Here is a 19,372-nt window from a genome sequence, read left to right on the forward strand (position 1 = left end):
CGCGCCCCCGAAGTCACACCGTAATGTGCGGCACGGTGCGGTCTGAAGTGAAGGAAGGCCATCACGGCCTCGGGGTGACGAATGTCACAGGCGGCCCGCCGGGCGTGGTCGCGGCGCGTCACAGGCGCTGCTGGGAGCGCGTCTCGAGCGCCGGCCGATCCGTGATGCGGATGCGGCGGCCCTCGGTGGAGATCCAGCCACTTTCGACGAAGTCGCGCATCGCGCGGCTCACCGTCTCGCGGCTCGCGCCGATGACGTGGGCGATGGTCTGGTGCGTCAGAGGCTTCTCGATGACGTCCTTGCCGGCCTCGTCCGCGGCGTCGAGGATGACGCGCGCGATGCGGCCCGGCACGTCGAGCAGCACCAGGGAGCCGATCTTCTCGTCGGCGCGGCGGAGGCGGCGCGAGAGCTCGACGAGCAGCGCCCATGCCACGGCAGGGTTCTGCTCAACGCGGCGGCGGAAGTCGTCGCGGCGCAGCACGAGGAGCGTGGAATCCTCCATCGCGACGACGTGGGCCGAGCGCGGCTGGTCGTCGATGAGGGAGAGTTCGCCGAAGTGCTCGCCGACACCGAGGATCCCGAGGATGACCTCGCGGCCGTCGTCGGCGACGAGGACGACCTTCACGCGGCCCTCCCGCACGACGAACAGCGAGTCGCCGGGATCGTCCTCGAAGAGGATGACGCTGCCCTTGGGATAGCTCTTCTCGCGGGCCATCTGGGCGAAGCTGGCCACTTCAGGCCCCAGGCTACGGAAGAGGGGGACCGAAGCGAGGAAATCGGCGGTGTTCATGCCGCGAAGGTACCGCCGTCTGTGGGGGGCTGTCAAACCACAAATCGTTGTCACCTTGCGTCTTACCCCGACTTCGGATATTCTTCTTGGCTCGCTCCAAACCAGTTCCTGAGGTCTCTCATGAAGCCCGAAATCCACCCGACCTACGCCACCGCCACGGTGAGCTGCGCCTGCGGCAACACGTTCCAGACGCGCTCGACCATCGCGGAGATCCATACCGACATCTGCGCCGCTTGCCATCCGTTCTTCACGGGCAAGCAGAAGCTCATCGACACGGCTGGCCGTGTTGAGCGCTTCCGCCAGAAGTACGGGAAGGCGACCGCCTGAGTATCCGCGACCGGCTCGCCGACGCGCTGCTGCGCGCCGAAGCGGTCGAGCGCGACCTTCTCGATCCCAAGACCGTCCGCGACGCCAAGTTGATGGCGTCGCTGGGTCGGGAGCACCAGCGCCTCGGACAGGTCGTCGAGCGCGCCAAGGCCCTCGAGAAGATGGACGACGAGCTCGCGCAGGCGCGCGAGCTTTTGTCGTTTGATGACCCCGAGATGGCCGCCGAGGCGAAGCGCGAGGTCGAGCGTTTGACGGCGGCCATCGAACGTGCGGAGCTGGAGCTCCGCCCCCTGCTCGTGCCGCCCGACCCGCTGCACGACCGCAATGCCATCGTCGAGATCCGCGCGGGCACCGGCGGCGACGAGGCCGCGCTCTTCGCGGCCGACCTGTACCGCATGTACACGCGCTACATCGAGCGCCACGGCGGCTGGCGTATCGAGATGATCTCGCTCGCCGACGGCACCCTGGGCGGCATCAAGGAAGCCATCTTCAAGGTGAGCGGTCCGCAGGCCTTCGGCGCGCTGCGCTTCGAATCCGGCGTGCATCGCGTGCAGCGTGTGCCGGCCACCGAAGCCGCCGGCCGCATCCACACCAGCGCCGCGACCGTCGCCGTACTGCCGGAGGCCGAGGAGATCGATCTCAAGATCGAGGACAAGGATCTCCGCATCGACGTGTTCCGTTCCTCGGGGCCCGGCGGCCAGTCGGTGAATACCACCGACTCCGCAGTGCGCATCACGCACCTGCCCTCGGGCTTGGTGGTCTCGCAGCAGGATCAGAAGAGCCAGCTGCAGAACAAGCTCAAGGCCATGGAAGTGCTGCGCTCGCGCTTGCTTGACCTCAAGGTGGCGGAGGCGGAAGCCGAGCGGTCGCGGATGCGCAAATCGCAGGTATCGACCGGCGACCGGTCGGCGAAGATCCGCACCTACAACTATCCGCAGTCGCGCGTGACCGATCATCGCATCGGCTACACGACGCACGACCTCACGGGCGTGATGGACGGGAAGCTCGATGAGCTGATGGACGCGCTGCATCTCGCGGACATCGAGGAGCGCTTGGCGGGCGACGCCTGAGCGAAACGCAAACGGCCGCGAGGATTGGCGGCCGTTTCGTGCGTATGGAGACGCGGGTGTGGCTACGCTCAATCGTCGGCGAACAGTTTCTCGAAACGCGGGTTGCCACGCAGCGGGGCGTAGTAGGGGCTCGTGCGGAAGAAACCTGGCGGAAGTCGCAACGGCAGCGTGCGTGACTCCTCGAGCCAACCGAGCGCGGTGTCGACCTCACCGGCCGCGACGGCCATACCGGCAGCCGCCTCGAGTGTGCTGACGTACCGCATACTCTGCTTGTGCATCCCCTCGCGAAGCGCGAGCCGGATCATTTCCTGGACCTCGCGCATCGCTTCGGCACCGCGACCGGCGTGATTCAGTGCCTGCGCGTACTCATACCGCAGCGGGCCGTTCTCCGGGAGTGCGGCGACTTCGCGCGCCAGCATCCGTCGGGCCGAGTCACCCCACAGGCGCTCGCGTGCGGTATCGCCGTTGAGCAGGGCCCAGTCGGCCCGCCAGAGCATCACGCGGTGGCGCGCTTCTCCCGGGAATGCGTCGTAATCACGCCGCAAAAACTCCTCGATGACCGCGGGATCGGCGAGCCACAGGTACCCGGAGTTACTGAGCAACTGGAGGAACACGTCCTTCGGGACGGCGTTCAGGGCCTCGGCCACCACCCTGCGGGCCCGAACCGTATCGCCCATCCAAGTGGCATACGTGAAACGGCGTTGGTAGGTCCCAATCGATCGCGGGGCCAGCGCCTGCAAACGGTCCACCAGTGGTTGGGCCTCGTCAGCGCGATCGGTGAGCATCCGTAACTGCGTGCGATGGCTGACCACGCCGTAGCTCTGCGGGTCCAGGCGTGCCGCGCGGTCGAGGAGCGCCGAGGCCTCGTCAATGCGGCCGACGTCGAGATATATGAGTGCAAGATTGGTGACGACCGAGACGTAGTTGGAGTCGACGCGAAGCGCCCGCTCCATCTGCGCAATCCCGCTCGCCATATCACCCTTCACATTTCTGTAGTACACCCCCATCGCCCTTGGACCGCTGGCGCCGGTGGGGTCCAGGTCAAGCGCGCGCTGCGCGGCGGAACGCACCTGCTCCCCGAGGGCCTCCGAGGGCTGGTGCACGAAGAGATTCGCGCGAGCGATCGCGAGGGTGGCCCACGCCTCGACGTAGAGACTGTCCCGCTCCACGGCTTGCTCGAGCAGTCGCTCGGCCGCCTTCATCGCCGTGGGCGAGCTGTTCGCGCCGTAATCGATGGCCGCTCTCGAGCGCAGGTAGAGATCGTGCGCGATGGGATCACGCGTCGCCAACGTGCGGAGGCGTGCCTGGTCCGCGCCGGCGATGCCGGGCACTTCCATCGCCGAGACGACGCGCGTCGCGACATCACCCTGCAGGCGCAGGACGTCGTTGCCCGCGGCATCGAAGGGCTGGCCCCAGCGGCTCTGCGGCTGGCCATCCGACGTGACCTCGACGAGCTCCGGGCGCACGATCACGCGGCGCTCGCTGCCGCTGCCGGTCACGCGCACCGTCCCGGTGAGCAGCCAGCGCACGCCCAGGTCCTTCGCGATCTCCTGCGGCGTCTTGTCGCTATCGCGGAACGCATTGGAGCTCGCGCGTGCAATCACGATCAGATCGCGCACGCCGGCCAGCTTGGTGCGGATCTCGTCCGTGATTCCCTCGGTCAAATAGATGTCTGCCGAATCGCCTTGGTGTTCGAACGGCAACACGGCCAGCGACGGCTGCTCGGGCGCGCCGCCGAGGCCGAAGCGCGCGAGCGCACCGCTCGTGCCCAGCCACGCCGCGGCGGCCAGCAACAGCACGGCGATCGCCGCCAGCCAGCCACGCCGCGCGCCGCGTCCCGACGAGACCGCCGCTGCGGGCATTCGCGCCGCCGCCATCGCGCCGGAGTCGCCGCTGACGCCTGCCAGCACGCTCAAGAGCGTCGTGGCATCGGTCGGCCGGTTCTGCGGCTCCTTGGCCAGGCACTGCATCACAAGATCGGCCAGCGCCGGCGGCAGCGTGGGCCTGACGCCGGCGAGTGCCGGCGGCATCTCGCTGAGCTGCGCCGCCATCAGTTGCGCCTGCGTGCGTGACGCGAATGGATGCGCGCCTGTCAGCACCTCGTAGGCGACCATTCCCCAGGCGTAGAGGTCGGTACGGTAATCGATGGCGTCCGCCGCCACCTGCTCGGGCGCCATATAGGCCGGCGTGCCGAGCGAGAGTCCCACGGAAGTCAGCGTACCCTTCGACGCCGAGTCGCGCGCCGCACTCACGGCCTTGGCGATGCCGAAGTCCGTCACCATTGCGCTGCGGCCGGTGAGCAGCACGTTCTCCGGCTTGATGTCGCGATGTACGATGCCGCGCGCGTGGGCGTACTCGAGCGCTTCCGCCACGTCGCGCAGGATCCGCAGGGCTTCGTCTAGCGGGACGCTCCCGCGCTCCAGACGGGCGCGCAGCGATTCCCCCTCGATGAACGGCATAGTGTACCAGGGAAGGCCGTCCGCCGTTTGGCCCGTGGTCAGCACCGGCACGATGTGCGGGTCCTGCAGCTTGGCTGCCAGCGCGACTTCTCGCGAGAAGCGCTCGGCGCTCACGCCCTCGAAGAGATCTGGCGACAACACCTTCACCGCGACGCGGCGGGCGAGTGCCGTCTCCAGCGCGACGTACACGCGGGACATCCCGCCGCCGCCAAGTTCGCGCTCCACCGTGAAGCCAGCACCGAGCGCGGCCTGGACCGACGCGAGGATCTGGGCGTCGGCGGGGGTGGGCGTGTCAGCCATTGTGCGGAGAGGAAGGGTGGGGGCGCAGCCAGCGTGACAGGCGACCAATCAGTTTGGTGGCCGGGGCAGGGAAGGGCAAGGCGACGAGGGGCCTCGCCAGCCGCGCCTAGCGCGAGATTGCCCTGAGCATCGCGAAGATCTGCGCCCACGCCTCCGTCCACGGCGCCACAAGATCAAAGTGCCCGCCCGGCACGCGCAGCTCTCGCGCGGCGCTGAAGCGAGCGAGATACGCCTCCGCCTGCGCGCGCGGCACGACGCGATCGTCGTCCGCCGTCACCAGCAGGACCGAGGTGTGCGCGGACGCCCCGCTGCGAAGTGCCGGAGAGTACGGGGCATAGCGTGCGACGATCTCGGCGTCGGGAGCGTCAGGCGCGCCACCCATCAAGCGCGGCACGGCCGAGCCGCAGCCCGAGGGCGCGGCGAAGGCGGCGAGATCCGTGACCGCGGCGAGCGCGACCACGGCGCGAAGCCTGACGCCAGGTTCGCTCGCCAACCACAGCGCCAGCTGCCCGCCTGCCGAGTGTCCGATTGCCATCACGCGACTCGTGTCCATCGCGTAGCGCGGCGCGATCGCCCGCAACGAATCGAACGCCACGCGCACGTCGTCGAAGGTCCCGGGCGCGCCAGCGCCTTCCTCGCCCACGCGGCGGTACTCCGCGGCAAACACCGCGAAGCCATTCCGCCGCAGCGACTCGGCGATGCCCGCCACGTGATCCACGCCGTAGGCATCCAGCCAGCAGCCGCCGTGCAGCAGAAACACCACGGGGTGCGGTCCGCTGCCGCGCGGGACGCGCAGTTCCGCGAACTGTGAAGCGGCCGCGCCATAGACGATGCGATGATCCGCGGCGGGGGCGCGGCGGGCCGAGTCCGCGACCTCTCGGAACGGCACAGCGCCTTCCTGCGAGATGAGGGCACGCGCCGGAATGGCGGCGAGGGCGAGGCACGCGCCCACCACGAACGGCAGGCGCATCAGGTGCCGCGCCGGATCTTGTCCATCGGCCACCCCTTGGCGAGTGCGTCCACCAACTTGTCGAGCCAGCGGATCTGCTGCATCAGCGGGTCCTCGACATTCTCCACGCGCACGCCGCAGACCACACCCGTGATCAGCGCCGAGTGCGGCGTCATGCGCGGCGCTTCGGCGAAGAACGTCCGGATGTCCACCTCGCGCTTCATGTGGCGACGTCCTCCGCTGCGAGCCCGCGCTGCTCCCGTCCGTACCCCGTGATGACGGCCAGCGCTACCGTGAGTACGAGCGCCCATGCATAGGTGTTGTACAAGCCGACCGTGAACGGACTCAACGCCGGCATGCCGAGCGGGACCGCGTCGCGCGTGGCGCCGGAGGCGAGGATGGTCGGCAGGAACCACGGCAGCAGGAAGGGCCAGGTGCAGACCGTGAGGTCGAGCAGGTTCGCGCGTCGGTACGCGGAGATCCCGTGCTGTTCCCCCGTCGCCTTGGCGAAGGGGCCGGTCATCAGCACGGCGACCACCGAGTGCGTGGTGAGCAGCACGGCGGCCGACACGGTGCCGACGATCCACGCTTCGGCGGCGCGCGCGCCGGTGGCGCGGCGCTCGACGCTGCGGATGAGTCGCGGGAGCAGGTCGGTGGCTTGGATCGTCCCGACGAGGGCCATCAGCAGCAGCGTGAACACGCTCACGCCGATCGCGCGGTTGAAGCCGTCGAGGATCGCCCCGCTGGCGCTGAACGATCCGTCCTCGACGCGCATGAGGTCTTGCGTGGAGACCAGTCCGAACGCGAGCGCGAGTACCGTCGCCGCCAGGATACCGACGAGCAACGCTTCGATGAGATGGCGCTTCGCGAAAAGCATCGCGAGCACCACCACGGGGACGACGAGCATCACGAGTGGCAGCGCTGACCTGCCGATGAAGGTGACCGGAGCTCCGCCGTCGCCGGCGCCGACCAAGACTGAGACCAGCAATGCGACCAATCCCGCGGGTAACGCATAGCGCAGCCGCGCCCGCACCGTGCCGCCGATGTCCGCGCCTTGGGTGCCGCTCGAGGCGATCGTCGTGTCCGACACCGGCGACATCGAGTCGCCCCAGGTGGCGCCGGCGAGGATCGCACCCATCAGTGCAGCCGGTGCCGCGCCGGACGCGCCTCCTGCCGGATAGAGCAGCGGCCCCGCGACGAGAATCGTCCCGAAGCTGGTGCCGGTGGCGGTCGACACCAGCGCGCAGGCCACGAAGGCCGCGCCCACGTACGCGCCACCCGTCAGCCCGAGGGACTGCGCCGCCCAGGCCAGTGCGCTGACAAATCCCGACGCGGCGAGCAGGCTGCCGAGGACGCCGGCGAAGAGCCAAGCGCACACCATGATCATCACGATGCGTTGGCTCATGCCGTCGAGCATGGCTTCGGCGTAACGCGCCCGGTCATGCGCCAGCAGCAGGCCGACGATGAGCGCAAGCAGCAGCACGGGCCAGAAGCCCTTCTCGTCTGGTGCGCCGGCCAGCGCGAGCGCGGTCACGCCGGCGAGAAACACCGCGAAGGGCGTCAGGGCGCCGAGGATTCCGCCGCGAAAGGTCAGCATAAGTGGACGAAGATACGCAGGGCGCGCTATCCTTCGCGACATGAGCGCTCCCGACGACAGCTTCACCCTGTACGACTTGCGCGTGGAAGTCGTCGCCACCGATCGGCCGATGGTCTGCAACCATCGAGCGGGCGATTGGTTCGAGCTGGTCGGCGAGAACCTGCGCTTCCCGCCGGGGCAGTCGTTTCCGCTGTATCCGCTGGCGGCGATTCTTCCCCTGCTGCCGGCCAAGCAGCGTGTGACGCATCCCAACGATTGGATGACCACCGACGCCGAGATCGCCTGCCCGGACCCGTACTGCGGCGGCCGCTTCCGCATTACGCGCACGGGAACCAGCACCTGGCGCCACGGCGAGGTCACGCGCGTGCCGCTGCCGCCGACGCCGTGACGTCACGGCTCATCAAGGGCGGTTGGCAACTCGCCGGCGGCCACGGCAGCGTCGAGGAAGCCGCGGCGATTGCCGACATGTTCGCCTATGCCGAAGCGGGCATCACGACCTTCGACTGCGCGGACATTTATACGGGCGTCGAGGCGATGATCGGCAGGTTCCTCGCGCAGTGGCGCGCGCATCACGGGGCCCAAGCCCCGCAGATCCGCGTCAACACCAAGTGCGTGCCGGATCTCGATCTCCTGCCGTCCCTGCGGCGCGCGGATCTCGAGCGCACGATCGACCGCTCGCTGCGCCGACTCGGCGTCGAGCGACTCGACCTCGTGCAGTTCCACTGGTGGGACTATGCGCTCGGCGACCCCGTGCAGGCGGCGGTGCATCTCGATGCCATGCGACGCGAAGGGAAGATCGCCGCGCTGGGCGTGACGAACACCGACGTGCCGCACCTCCAGGCGATTCTCGACGCCGGCGTGCCGATCGTCGCGCATCAGGTGCAATGTTCGCTGCTGGATCGGCGTGCGTTGGGGCCGATGCGTGCCCTCTGCGAGCGACATGGCATTTCGTTGCTGGCGTACGGCGCGCTCGCCGGCGGCTTCCTGCATGAGCGCTGGCTGGGGGCGCCGGCGCCCGAAGAACCGCTGGAGAACCGCTCGCTGGTGAAGTACAAGCTGATCATCGACGAGTGGGGCGGGTGGGAGCCGTTCCAGACGCTGCTTCGCGCGCTGCAGCAGGTGGCGCAGGCCCACGCGACGAGCATCGGGGCTGTAGCAATCCGGTGGGTGCTCGATCAGCCCGCGGTCGGGGCGGCGATCGTGGGCTCGCGGGATGCCAAGCACCTGCCCGGTACCCTGGCGGCCCTGACGCTCGCGCTGAGCGACGCCGAGCGTGCAACTTTGGCCGGCGCGCTGGGCGATGCGCCGGGGCCGACGGGCGACGTGTACTCGTTGGAGCGCGAGAAGGGCGGGCGCCACGCCGCGATCATGCGGTATGGATTGAATCGAATGGCCACGGACTGAGGAGACCTCGTGCATCGTCGTGACTGGCTCAAAAGCGCCGCGGCAATCGCCGTCGCCTCGCCCCTCGCGGGCCCCGCGCTCCGCGCTGCCCAGGGGCAGCGCACGCTGCGCGCCAACGGTGCCCGCGTCAACGCGCAGCTCGCGCGCTTCGACGCCATCGGCCGCACGCCGGGCGGCATCAATCGCGTGGCCTACTCCGACGCGGATCTCGCGGGACGCGCCTTCACGCTCGCGCTTTTCCGAGAGGCGGGCCTCACGCCGCAGCTCGATGCGGCCGGCAACATCATCGCCCGCGTGGAGGGCCGCGAGGCGCTGCCGCCGATCATCATCGGCTCGCACGTGGACTCGGTGACCGACGGCGGCAACTACGACGGCCCGGTGGGATCCTTCGCCGCCATCGAAGTGGCGCGCTCGCTGCGTGAGCAGGGCATCCGGCTGCGGCATCCCCTGGACGTGGTGGTGTGGGCCAACGAGGAAGGCGGCACGATCGGCAGCAAGTGCTACATCGGCGCCACGGAGAGCATCGCGTTCGACGGCACCGCGCGCTCGGGCTTCACGCAACGCGAAGGAATCGCGCGGCTCGGCGGCGATGTGGCGCGCGTCCCGGCGATGGCCAAGCCGAAGGGCAGCGCGCACTGCTATCTCGAGTTGCATATCGAGCAGTCGGCCTCGCTGGAGCGCACGGGACGCAGCATCGGCACGGTGCAGGGCATCGTCGGGCTTACCTGGCTCGAGGTGACGATCACGGGCTTCGCCAACCACGCCGGCGCGACGCCGATGGACCAGCGGCAGGACGCGATGCTTGCGGCGGCGCGTTTCACCGTCGCCGTGAACGAGGCCGTGCGCGCCGAGCCCGGGCGTCAGGTCGCGACGGTGGGGCGCATCAACGCGACCCCCAACACGACGAATGTCGTCGCCGGCAGCGTGGTGCTCACGGTGGACCTGCGCGATCTCGATGACGCCAAGGTCGCGCGCTTCGCCGCGCGCTTCCGCGAGATCGGCGCCGAGATCGGTCGTTCCACAAGCACGACCTTCGCGTTCCGCGAGCTCGTGACCAGCAAGGCGGCGCTCGCCGAGTCGCGCATCATGGACGTCATTGATGCGAGCGCGGACGCCCTCGGCCTCACGCACCAGCGCATGCCCAGCGGGGCGGGGCACGATGCTCAGGAGTTGGCGTTGATCTGCCCGATGGGCATGATCTTCGTGCCCAGCGTCGGCGGCATCAGCCACTCGCCGCGGGAATTCACCAAGCCTGGGGACGTCGCGAATGGCGTCAACGTCCTCATGAACGCCGTACACCGGGCCGACGCGCTCTAGCCGCGTCAGCCCGGTGTCGGAACGCCCTGCCGCGTCGTCAGCGCGGCGCGCGCGTGAACGTCACCTCGGCGGCGCCGGGATGACTGTAGTCCTTGCGGATGGTGCTGAGTCCCGTGGCGTTCGCCGGATCCGGCCGGAAGATCGTCGTCGCGCGTGGCGGCTCGCGCCGGTCGGCGGGGCCGTACACATAGTCGCCGATCAAGCCGCCGAACGACACGGCCCCCAGCGCCTCTGACGCGCGCACGATGCCGCCGCGCGAGAGGTCGCCCAGCTCGACAGCCTTGGCGAGCACGGCTTCGGTCGCGATGGCCATCGTGTAGCCGGCGGTGAAGTAGAGGTCGGGTTTCTGCTGCGGGCGGTACGTCTGCAGGTCCGCCATCGCCGCCGCCATTCGCGGCGCGGTGGTATCGCCCCACTCTGCACCGTCGAAGCTCACCCACAGTCGCGCGCGCATGTAGTCGCGGAGCGGCGATTCGAGCATGGCCGGGTGCCAGCCGGGGGAGAGCGTGATCCATTGCGGCGCGAAGCGCGCCTGCGCCGCGGTGCCAAGCACACGGCCGGTGTTGGCGGGCAACGAGACGAGCAGCACGGCATCGCAGCGCGCGTTGCGCAGCTGCGTGATCGGCGCGACGAAATCCTGGTCGTCCTGCTTGAAGCGCACCGTGGCCGCCACCTCGAAGCCGAGCTTCTCGGCGGCCATCGTCACGCCGCCGAGCCCGGCGTCGCCGTAGCCGGTGGCGAGGGCCATCGCGCAGATGCGCTTGTCGGCGCCGGCGGTCTCGCGGTAGTACGCCAGCGCGTTGTAGGCCCAGAGCTGGTACGTGGAGCCCCACGGAATCAGGAACGGCTCGCGCACCCACTCGCTATCGAACGTCGCCGGCCCGACGAGGACGCTGTCCTCGGCCAACAGCGGCAGCAGCGTGTTGATGTGGTCGGTGCCGAGGACGAGGCCGAAGAGCGCCACCTGGTCCTTGATCTTCTGGTATTTCTGGGCGCTCGTGGAGGGGTTCGCATACGTCTGGTCTTCGACGAGCACGTTCACCTTGTAGCGCCCGCCGATGCCGCCGCGCGCATTGAGGGCCTCGAAGTAGACCTGCATGCCGGCGGTGATCGGCGTGCCGATGACGGCGACGGCGTCGCTGAGCGGCGCGATGACGCCGATGGTGATGGTGTCGCCGCTGACGCCGGGCGTCGGCTTGGCCGCTTCGCCGCAGGCGGAGAGCAGGCCGATGCCGGCGACGGAGACACTCGAAAGGAACCACCTGATCCGCATCCGCATGCGCACCTCCAAGGCATTCAGTAAGAGAACGGCCACGCCAGGAAATACCGTTTGACCCGCCGCCAAATCTCGATTAGCCCCCGCGGCTCCGCCAGCAGGAACACGATGATGAGCAGCCCGAACATCGCCTGGTTGAGCGAGAACACCGTGATGCCACCCCCGCCGCCGGTGCTTGAGATGAACGGCAGCGAGGCACTGAGCGACTCGATGACGCGCGGGAGTGCCGTGAGGAACACGGCCCCGAGGATCGACCCCGCCACGCTGCCGACGCCCCCCACGACCATCATCGCGATGTACTGGATGGACAGGAACAGCGTGAAGTCCAGCGGGCTCACGTAGCGCGCGTACGATGCGTACATCGCGCCCGCGCAGGCGGCGTAGGCGCTCGACACCACGAACGCGCCCACCTTGTACTGCACGAGGCTGACCCCGATCACCTCGGCGGCCAAGTCACGGTCGCGGATGGCCTGCAGCGCCCTGCCGGGCCGCGAGCGCAGCAGGTTGCGCGTGGCGAAGGCGATTACCGCGACGACGATCCACGTGAAGTAGAAGTAGCCCTGATTGCGGGCGAGCGGTCGCCCGAACAGCGACATCGTGGTGAGGTCCAGGCCGCCGACGGCGACCGCCGCACGCACGGGCGTGCCCGTGAGCCCACCGGTCACACTGGTCCAGTGTTCGAACACGTGCTGCCCGACGATGACGAGGCCGAGCGAGACGATCACGAGGTAGTTGCCGCGCAACCGCAAGGCCGCCGGACCCACGCAGCCGCCGATGAATCCGCCGATCGCCGCCGCCCCGATGAGCCAGAGCGGGAACGGCCAATGCGCGCTGCCGGTGAGGACCACCGTGGCGTACGCCCCGACCCCGAAGAAGAACGCGTGTCCCAGCGACGCCTGGCCGGCGAAGCCCGTGAGCAGGTTGAGCCCCAGCGTGCCCACGGCCGCAATGCCCGCGTACACCAGCACCGTCGTCCAATAGTTGCTCAGCACGAACGGCGCGGCGGCGAAGCCGGCCACCACCAGCGCGATGCCGCTGCGCGCCCACCACGAGCGCCAGAGCACGAGGTCGTGCGCATACGTGGTCGAGATGCGGGTGTTGCGCAGCTTGAGCCTCATGCGCGTCGCACCTCTTCGCGCCCGAACAGGCCATACGGACGCACGATGAGGATCACGACCATCACGAGGTAGGGCATCACCACGTGGAAGTTGGCGCCGACGCCGGGCACGGCGGTCACGAGATACGCCGCGGTGAGGACCTCGATCAGTCCAATGAGCACGCCGCCGGTCACCGCGCCCTCGGGCGAATCGAGCCCACCGAGGATCATCGCCGGAAAGGCACGAAATGCGACAAGGCTCAGCGAGAGATCCACGCCCTTGGGCCCCGCGCTCAAGAACACGCCGGCCAGCGTGGCCACGGCGCCCGCGATGGCCCACGACAGGCCGTGAATGGCCTGCGGGCTGATGCCGTGCGCGAGCGCGGCTTCGGGATCGGCCGCGCCAGCGCGCATCGCGATGCCGAGCGTGGAGAAGCGGAAGAGCGCGAACAGCGCCGCCAAGGCCGCACCGGCGGCGCCGAGCGTCCAGAGGTCGGCCACCTTCACCGTGGCGCCACCGATCTGCACGGTCTGTACGCCCCACGGATCGCCGATCAGCAGCACGTCGTAGCCCCAGCGCGCGGCGCTCGCCTGTTCCAGCACGAACAGCACGCCCAGCGTGATGAGGATCATCGCGAACGTCGGCTGGCCGACCATCGGACGGAACACCACGCGCTCCAGCGCCATGCCGATGCCCGCCACGGCGGCCACCGCCAGCACCACCGCGAGGCTGAACGGCAGGCCCTGCCGCACCGCGAACTCGTGCGTGAGGAAGGCGCCGAGCACCACGAGGCCGCCCTGGGCGAAGTTGATGACGCCCGTCGCGCGGTAGATCACGACGAAGCCGAGGCAGATGAGTGCGTAGACCGAGCCCAGCGCCAAGCCCGCGAGCAGGAACTGGACGAGATCGCTCATGCGTACATCCCGGCGATGAGGTCCGAGAAGGCCTTCTCGATGGCGCGGCGCTTCACCTTCTGCGTGGCGGTGAGTTCGCCCTCCTCGTGGTCCAGCGGCTTGGGAATCATCGCAAAGCGCTTGATCTGCTCCACGGGCGCGAGGTCGGCGTTCACCTGTTCGATCCACGCCGCGATCAGCTCCTTCACCTCTGGCTGTGCGCTCAAGTCCTCGTACGTGGTATACGAGATGCGCCGCCGCGTCGCCCAGTCCGCCACCGTGTCCATCTCGATGCCGATCAGCGCCGTGCAGTACTTGCGTCGGTCACCGATCACGATGGCCTCGCGCACGAAGGGCGAGACCTTGAGTTTGTTCTCGATCCATGACGGCGCGATGTTCTTGCCGCCGGAGGTGATGATGAGGTCCTTCTTGCGGTCCGTGATGCGCAGGAACCCGTCGGGCGAGAGCTCGCCGACGTCACCCGTGTGCAGCCAGCCATCGGCATCCACCGTCTCGCGCGTCGCGGCTTCGTTGCGATAGTAGCCGGCGAACACGCAGGCGCCGCGCACCAGGATCTCCCCGTCCTCGGCGATGCGCAGCTCCACGCCGGGGAAAGCGGTGCCCACGAGCCCGGGCCGCACGTCGTGCTCCGGCGTGAAGGTCGCCAGTCCGCAGCCTTCGGTTTGCCCGTACGCTTCCCGGATGCGCACCCCGAGCGACCAGAAGGCTTCGATCACCTGCGGCGCCACCGGGGCCGCGGCACTGCTGGCGTATCGCACGCGCGCCATGCCGAGCCGCTCACGCAGCGGGCGATAGAGCAGTAGCCAGCCGAGCCATTCGAGCGCGCGGTCCAGCGGCGTCAGCGGTACGCGGTCGATCCGCTTGCGTGCCAGCCGACGGCCGACGCCCATCCACAGGTGGAAATTGCGCTTCTTGAGCCAACTGGCGTCGTTCATCCGGATCTCGATGCCGGCGAGCATCTTTTCCCACACCCGCGGCACGCCGAAGAAGATCGTCGGCTGGATCTCGCGGAGGTCCGCCACCAGCTCGTCCACGCCGCCGCCGAAGCTCACGACGGATCCCTTCTCCAGCGGCGCCAACAGCGAGAAGATCTGCTCGGCGATGTGGCACAGCGGCAGGTACGAGAGCGTCTCGTCGTCCTCGTCTGCGTCGAAGGCGTCGGCGATGGTGCGCGCCGTGAAGTCGAGGTTCGCGTGCGAGAGTATCGCGCCTTTCGGCGCGCCGGTGGTGCCCGACGTATAGATGAGCACCGCGGCGTCGCTCGGGTCCAGCGACGCCACCGAGGCCTCGAACTCGGTCACCGGCGCCGCGGCGCCGCGTGCGAGCAGCGCCTCGAAGGTCATCGCACGGCCGTCCGCGAGATGGTGCGCGGCGCCGCGCGGCTCGATGAGGATCACGTCGCGCAGGGCCGGCAGCCGGTCCCGCACGGCGAGCACCTTGTCGAGCTGCTCTTCGTCCTCGACGATGACCACGGCACTGCCCGAATGCTCGAGCACGTAGTGCACCTCCTCGGCCGGCGACGTGGCATACACGCCTACCACCACCGCGCCGATGCCTTGCACGCCGAGGTCTGCAAAGAGCCATTCGGGGCGATTGTCACCGATGATGGCCACGCGGTCGCCGGCGCCGACGCCCAGCGCGCGCAGCCCCAATCCCGTCTGTGCAACGCGCTCGGCGTATTCGCGCCACGAGTACTCGCGCCAGAGCCCGAGCTCGCGGTGGCGGAGGGCCAGGCGTCCCGGCTTGACGCGCGCCCAGTGCAGTACGCGGGCCGGCAGCGTGCGCAGGGCGGCGGAGACGGGCGCGGCCATCGTCGTCATTCGCCGGTCCCCACGTACGCGCGCACGACGTCCTCGTTCGCGCGCACGTCGGCCGGCGCCCCCACGGCCAGCACCTTGCCGAAGTCCATCGCCAGCACGCGCTGCGCGAGATCCATCACCATGCGCAGGTCATGTTCCACGAGCAGCACCGCGATCTTCCATTCCTCGTTGATCTCGCGGATGTAGCGGGCCATGTCCTCGCTTTCCTCGAGGTTCATGCCGGCGGCGGGCTCGTCGAGCAGCAGCAGCGACGGCTCCATGGCCAGTGCCCGCGCCACCTCGACCCGCTTCCGCACGCCATAGGGCAGCAGGGCCACGTGCTGGAAGCGATACGGCTCGAGCTCGAGCAGTTCGATGATCTCCTCGCAGCGCGGCCGGTGCGCGAGCTCCTCCTGCCTCGCCTTGCCGAACCACAGCGCACCCGCGAAGAACCCGGTGTGCATGAGGTGATGCCGACCGAGCATCACGTTCTCGAGCACCGTGAGCGTGCTGAAGAGCCCGAGGTTCTGGAACGTGCGCGCCATCCCGAGCCGCGCGATGGCGACCGGGCGACGGCCGGAGATCACGTGGCCGTCGAAGGTGATGCTCCCTTCCTGCGGTCGGTAGACGCCGTTCAGGCAGTTGAAGATCGACGACTTGCCCGCGCCGTTGGGGCCGATGATGGCGAAGAGTTCGCCGCGCCGCACGTCGAAGGACACGCCGTTGAGCGCGGTGACGCCGCCGAAGCGCAGCGTGACGCCCTCCACCGTGAGCAGGGGCGTGTGGGCGGCATCCCGCAGAGCCTCGGCGGTCACGCGCTCCACCGCTTGCGGCGCCGGTAGGTCTTCACGTCGCGGTAACTGCGTCCGGCGGCGTCGCCGCCGCCCAGGTAGAACTCCTGCACGTCCTTGTCCTTGGCGAGTTCGGCGGCGGAGCCATCACGCACGACCTTGCCGTGCTCGAGGATGTATCCCGCATGTGCGATGCCCAAGGCCATCGCCGCGTTCTGCTCCACGAGCAGCACGGCGGTGCCCGACTCGTGGATCTTCACGATGAGATCCCGGATCTCGCCGACGATCTTCGGGGCCAAGCCCAGCGATGGCTCATCGAGCAACAGGATGCGCGGCTGCGACATCAGCGCACGGCCGATCGCCACCATTTGCTGCTCGCCGCCCGAGAGGTATCCCGCCATCTGGCTGCGGCGGTCCTTGAGGGCCGGGAAGAGTGCGTAGGCGCGCTCGAGGCCCTCCGCGAGCGCGGCGCGCGTGCGGCAGGTGAAGCCGCCGGCGCGCAGGTTCTCCTCGACCGTGAGGTCCGCAAAGATGCGGCGTCCTTCCATGACTTGGGCAAGGCCCCGTCGCACGATGCTCGGCGCCGGCGCGTCGTCGATGGCAGTGCCGTCGAGCGTGATGCTGCCCTTCGTCACGCGGCCGCGATGCAGCGGGAGCAAGCCGGTGATGGCGCGGAGTACGGTCGTCTTGCCGGCGCCGTTTGCACCGAGCAGGGCGACGATCTGACCTGCGGGGACGTCGAGGCTCACGCCGCGCAGCACGAGCACCACGTCGCTGTAGACCACTTCGACGTTGCGCAGGCTGAGTAGCGCTGCGCCTCCGCTGGACGAGGCGGCGGGAGGCGTCACTCGATGGCGCTCCGGCGGCCGGAGGCGGCCGCGGGAACGGCCGGCCCGGGCGTTGGGACCCGCTCCAATCCCATCTGCGTCAGCAGCGCTCGCACGCGCGGGTCATCCCGCACGCCGTCCGCCAACGGATGCACGGCGAGCTCGGAGATGAACCAGTCGCGCTCGCCCACCGCGCGCGTCAGGGCATCGACCGCGGCGTCGCGGTCACCGAGTCCGATGTGCACCACGGCTTCGAGCGTGGGCGGCACATAGGCGACGGCCGACGCGCGGCGCATCTCGCGCAGGAGTTCGCGCGCCATCTCGGGACGGCCGGCGTCGGCCTCGGCGCGGGCGAGGATCGCCAGCATCCCCGGATGCCGCCCGGCCAGTTGCGTGGCCCGTAGCGCGGCGCGCGCCGCGTCCTCGGGGCGCGCGAGGCTGATGAGGATCATCGCGCGCCAGAGTTGATTGAACGCGAACTCCGGTTCGAGCTCGATTGCGCGATCGACCTGCACCAAGGCGTCGTCGAATCGCCGCGCATGGTAGAGGATCTCGGCGAGGCCGAGGACGTTCAGGGCGTTGAGCGGATCGAGGCGCAAGCCCGTGCTCGCCAGCGTGATGGCATCCTCGTGGCGCGCCTGGACGGACATGAGCTTCGCATAGTCGAGATACGGCTGCCAAGCGCTCGGCGTGGCGCGCCGTGCGGCGCGAAGATCCTGCGCGGCGCCCTCGAAGTTCCAGTCCCGGCGATGCCGCAGACGCGCTCGCGCCGCCAGTGCCTCGCCGAGGCTCGGTTGCGCTCGCAGTGCCGACGCGACGGCAGCCTCGGCGGCGGTGTACTGCGGCGTCGGCGGCGCCATCCAGCGCCCGACGAACGAGAGGTGTACGTCGGCGACGCCGGCCCAGGCCAGCGCGAAGTTCGGATCCTGCTGCACCGCCTGCCTGAGCAATTGCCCGGCGCTCTCGAGGCCGTCGAGCGTCGACCGGTGCCAGGCATGCCGCCCGCGCATGTAGAGCGAGTAGGCGCTGTCCTGCGTGATTGTCGTGGTCGGGCCTGGCCGCTGGGTGCCGCGCATCGTCACGCTCAGCGCCTGCACGATGTGCATCGACGCGTCGAGCTGCGGCTTGAGGATGCCCGACGTGCTGTCGGTGTAGTCGCGGGTCATCAGCACGTTGCCCGATGCGGCATCCACGACCTGCGCGCCGATGCGGACGCCCTCGGGCTGGCGGTTCGCGGTGCAGAGCACGAGCAGGTCGGCATCGAGCTCGCGTCCGATCTCGCGGGCCTCCTTGGTCGTCCCGCGGAAGCGCATCACGGAGAGCATGTTGATGACGTGCAGGTCGGGGAGGGCGGAGAGCTGTGCGATGATCTGCTCGGTGACGCCGTCGCTGAAGTAGTCCTGCGCGGGATCGCCGCTGAGATTGCGGCAGGGCAGCACGGCGATGCTGCGTGCACGGTCCGCAGGGTCGCCGTCCTTGAGCCTGCCGCCGACGAAGAGGCCGGCGCCAAGGCTGCCGACCAACAGCAGCACGGCGGCGGCGCGCGTACGCGGCGTCCAGACCTGACGCAGCGCGGCGGTGGTCTCGAGGTTGGCAAGGAACACCTCGAGGAAGGCGGCCACTGACGGGAAGCGATCGTCTGGCTGCTTGGCCAGCGCCCGCTTGAGCGCAGCCTCCATCACCGGCGGCACGTCGGCGCGGAAGGTGCTCACCTCGGGCGGCGGCTCCGTGGTGTGCGCGACGACGATCTCGACGACGTTTTGCGTCGGGAACGGCTTCTGGCCGGTCAGCGCCTCGAACAGCACACAAGCGAAGGAGTACTGGTCGCTGGCGGTCGTGAGTTCGCGGTCGGCGTAGAGCTGCTCCGGACTCGCGTAGGACGGCGTACCGAGAAAGGCCCCCGTGGTGCTGGCGCTGCCGCTCGCGAGTCCCGGCGCGCTGCCGCCGCGGGCGACTCCGAAATCGGCCAACAGGAAGCTGCCGGAGGCGTAGAGGATGTTCTCCGGCTTGACGTCGCGGTGGATGAGCCCGAAGCCGTGCGCGTAGTCGAGGGCCCCGCCGATCTGCTCGGCCAGCCGTCGCACTTCCGCGAGCGGCAGCCCGCCCCCGGCCTTGAGGCGATCGCGCAGCGTGCCGCCGGTGAGGCGCGGCATCACGAAGTACATCGTTTCGCCTTCGACGCCGGAGTCGAAGACGGGCACGACGTGCGGATGGACGAGGCGCGCGGCGACGGCGATCTCGCGCTCGAAGCGCTCGACCATCGCCTTGCTGGTGAGTTCGGGCCGGATGAGCTTGACCGCGACGGCGCGCTCGTGGCGCCGATCCCAAGCGTCGAAGACGACGGCCATACCGCCCGCGCCGATCTCCTCGCGGATATCGTAGCGCTCGGAGAGTTTGGCGGGGATGCCGGGGCGGGATTCGCTCACATTGCCGACAAGCATACGACTTGTGCGCA

The 19,372-nt window shown here is 69.3% G+C and carries 16 protein-coding genes and 1 pseudogene; 5 read left to right on the plus strand and 12 right to left on the minus strand.

The window, feature by feature from the left end; genetic code table 11:
• Nucleotides 1-118 precede the first annotated feature (118 nt).
• Nucleotides 119-790, minus strand: a complete 672-nt coding sequence (locus Strain318_RS04870) for a Crp/Fnr family transcriptional regulator (RefSeq protein ID WP_367887406.1) — start codon at nt 788-790, stop codon at nt 119-121.
• Nucleotides 791-910: 120 nt separating this feature from the next.
• Here Strain318_RS04870 and rpmE point away from each other — a divergent pair, with 120 nt between their 5' ends.
• Both rpmE and prfA read left to right on the plus strand, forming a co-directional pair.
• Entirely contained in the window at nt 911-1,117 is a 207-nt protein-coding gene (gene rpmE / locus Strain318_RS04875; RefSeq protein ID WP_367887407.1) for a 50S ribosomal protein L31, read from the plus strand.
• 2 nt (nt 1,118-1,119) lie between these two features.
• A complete protein-coding gene (prfA, locus tag Strain318_RS04880) occupies nt 1,120-2,187 on the plus strand; it encodes a peptide chain release factor 1 (protein WP_367887884.1) in 1,068 nt (355 codons plus the stop codon).
• A gap of 68 nt (nt 2,188-2,255) precedes the next feature.
• On the opposite strand, the gene Strain318_RS04885 is transcribed toward prfA, so the two are convergent.
• The 4 genes and pseudogenes from Strain318_RS04885 to Strain318_RS04900 all read right to left on the minus strand — a co-directional run bounded on the left by Strain318_RS04885 (nt 2,256) and on the right by Strain318_RS04900 (nt 7,492).
• Nucleotides 2,256-4,946, minus strand: a complete 2,691-nt coding sequence (locus Strain318_RS04885; RefSeq protein ID WP_367887408.1) for a serine/threonine-protein kinase — start codon at nt 4,944-4,946, stop codon at nt 2,256-2,258.
• A gap of 106 nt (nt 4,947-5,052) precedes the next feature.
• Nucleotides 5,053-5,916 (minus strand): alpha/beta hydrolase family protein, encoded by an 864-nt coding sequence (locus tag Strain318_RS04890; RefSeq protein WP_367887409.1) that lies wholly within the window; start codon nt 5,914-5,916, stop codon nt 5,053-5,055.
• A pseudogene (locus tag Strain318_RS04895) lies at nt 5,916-6,107 on the minus strand (DUF2200 family protein); the annotation flags it as partial. The gene Strain318_RS04890 and the pseudogene Strain318_RS04895, both read right to left, overlap by 1 nt.
• 8 nt (nt 6,108-6,115) lie before the next feature.
• A complete protein-coding gene (locus tag Strain318_RS04900; protein WP_437436312.1) occupies nt 6,116-7,492 on the minus strand; it encodes a Na+/H+ antiporter NhaC family protein in 1,377 nt (458 codons plus the stop codon).
• Nucleotides 7,493-7,532: 40 nt separating this feature from the next.
• Between Strain318_RS04900 and Strain318_RS04905 the strand changes: the two genes are divergently transcribed.
• The 3 genes from Strain318_RS04905 to Strain318_RS04915 are packed head-to-tail and all read left to right on the plus strand — an operon-like array spanning nt 7,533 to nt 10,213.
• Complete coding sequence (locus Strain318_RS04905; protein WP_367887411.1) at nt 7,533-7,880, plus strand: TIGR04076 family protein; 348 nt, start codon at nt 7,533-7,535, stop codon at nt 7,878-7,880.
• The gene (locus Strain318_RS04910) at nt 7,877-8,896 is read left to right on the plus strand and encodes an aldo/keto reductase (RefSeq protein ID WP_367887412.1); all 1,020 of its coding nucleotides are present in this window, start codon (nt 7,877-7,879) and stop codon (nt 8,894-8,896) included. Before Strain318_RS04905 ends, Strain318_RS04910 begins: the two co-directional genes overlap by 4 nt.
• Before the next feature lie 9 nt (nt 8,897-8,905).
• Nucleotides 8,906-10,213, plus strand: a complete 1,308-nt coding sequence (locus tag Strain318_RS04915; RefSeq protein ID WP_367887413.1) for a Zn-dependent hydrolase — start codon at nt 8,906-8,908, stop codon at nt 10,211-10,213.
• A 37-nt stretch (nt 10,214-10,250) separates the two neighbouring features.
• Here Strain318_RS04915 and Strain318_RS04920 read toward each other — a convergent pair whose 3' ends face one another.
• From Strain318_RS04920 to Strain318_RS04950, 7 genes are read right to left on the minus strand one after another with little or no spacing between them, the layout of a single operon-like run.
• A complete protein-coding gene (locus Strain318_RS04920) occupies nt 10,251-11,492 on the minus strand; it encodes an ABC transporter substrate-binding protein (RefSeq protein WP_367887414.1) in 1,242 nt (413 codons plus the stop codon).
• A 17-nt stretch (nt 11,493-11,509) separates the two neighbouring features.
• Nucleotides 11,510-12,607 carry a branched-chain amino acid ABC transporter permease gene (locus tag Strain318_RS04925; protein WP_367887415.1) on the minus strand — a complete coding sequence of 366 codons (1,098 nt, stop codon included), beginning with the start codon at nt 12,605-12,607 and terminating at the stop codon, nt 11,510-11,512.
• The gene (locus Strain318_RS04930; protein ID WP_367887416.1) at nt 12,604-13,500 is read right to left on the minus strand and encodes a branched-chain amino acid ABC transporter permease; all 897 of its coding nucleotides are present in this window, start codon (nt 13,498-13,500) and stop codon (nt 12,604-12,606) included. The genes Strain318_RS04925 and Strain318_RS04930 overlap by 4 nt, the downstream gene beginning before the upstream one ends.
• Nucleotides 13,497-15,320: an AMP-dependent synthetase/ligase gene (locus tag Strain318_RS04935; protein WP_367887417.1), complete on the minus strand. Its 1,824-nt coding sequence runs from the start codon at nt 15,318-15,320 to the stop codon at nt 13,497-13,499. The genes Strain318_RS04930 and Strain318_RS04935 overlap by 4 nt, the downstream gene beginning before the upstream one ends.
• The gene (locus Strain318_RS04940) at nt 15,317-16,123 is read right to left on the minus strand and encodes an ABC transporter ATP-binding protein (protein ID WP_437436313.1); all 807 of its coding nucleotides are present in this window, start codon (nt 16,121-16,123) and stop codon (nt 15,317-15,319) included. The genes Strain318_RS04935 and Strain318_RS04940 overlap by 4 nt, the downstream gene beginning before the upstream one ends.
• Nucleotides 16,111-16,938 carry an ABC transporter ATP-binding protein gene (locus Strain318_RS04945; RefSeq protein WP_367887419.1) on the minus strand — a complete coding sequence of 276 codons (828 nt, stop codon included), beginning with the start codon at nt 16,936-16,938 and terminating at the stop codon, nt 16,111-16,113. The genes Strain318_RS04940 and Strain318_RS04945 overlap by 13 nt, the downstream gene beginning before the upstream one ends.
• On the minus strand, nt 16,935-19,343 hold the full coding sequence (locus Strain318_RS04950) for a serine/threonine-protein kinase (RefSeq protein ID WP_367887420.1): 2,409 nt from the start codon (nt 19,341-19,343) through the stop codon (nt 16,935-16,937). Before Strain318_RS04950 ends, Strain318_RS04945 begins: the two co-directional genes overlap by 4 nt.
• Nucleotides 19,344-19,372 lie beyond the last annotated feature (29 nt).

The organism is Pseudogemmatithrix spongiicola (assembly GCF_030623445.1).
Lineage (GTDB): Bacteria > Gemmatimonadota > Gemmatimonadetes > Gemmatimonadales > Gemmatimonadaceae > Pseudogemmatithrix > Pseudogemmatithrix spongiicola.

Coding starts and splice junctions, on each gene's coding strand:
- Strain318_RS04870 (WP_367887406.1), bottom strand. CDS start 790: ATGAACACCGCCGATTTCCTCGCTTCGGTCCCCCTCTTCCGTAGCCTG.
- rpmE (WP_367887407.1), top strand. CDS start 911: ATGAAGCCCGAAATCCACCCGACCTACGCCACCGCCACGGTGAGCTGC.
- Strain318_RS04885 (WP_367887408.1), bottom strand. CDS start 4,946: ATGGCTGACACGCCCACCCCCGCCGACGCCCAGATCCTCGCGTCGGTC.
- Strain318_RS04890 (WP_367887409.1), bottom strand. CDS start 5,916: ATGCGCCTGCCGTTCGTGGTGGGCGCGTGCCTCGCCCTCGCCGCCATT.
- Strain318_RS04900 (WP_437436312.1), bottom strand. CDS start 7,492: ATGCTGACCTTTCGCGGCGGAATCCTCGGCGCCCTGACGCCCTTCGCG.
- Strain318_RS04905 (WP_367887411.1), top strand. CDS start 7,533: ATGAGCGCTCCCGACGACAGCTTCACCCTGTACGACTTGCGCGTGGAA.
- Strain318_RS04920 (WP_367887414.1), bottom strand. CDS start 11,492: ATGCGGATGCGGATCAGGTGGTTCCTTTCGAGTGTCTCCGTCGCCGGC.
- Strain318_RS04925 (WP_367887415.1), bottom strand. CDS start 12,607: ATGAGGCTCAAGCTGCGCAACACCCGCATCTCGACCACGTATGCGCAC.
- Strain318_RS04930 (WP_367887416.1), bottom strand. CDS start 13,500: ATGAGCGATCTCGTCCAGTTCCTGCTCGCGGGCTTGGCGCTGGGCTCG.
- Strain318_RS04935 (WP_367887417.1), bottom strand. CDS start 15,320: ATGACGACGATGGCCGCGCCCGTCTCCGCCGCCCTGCGCACGCTGCCG.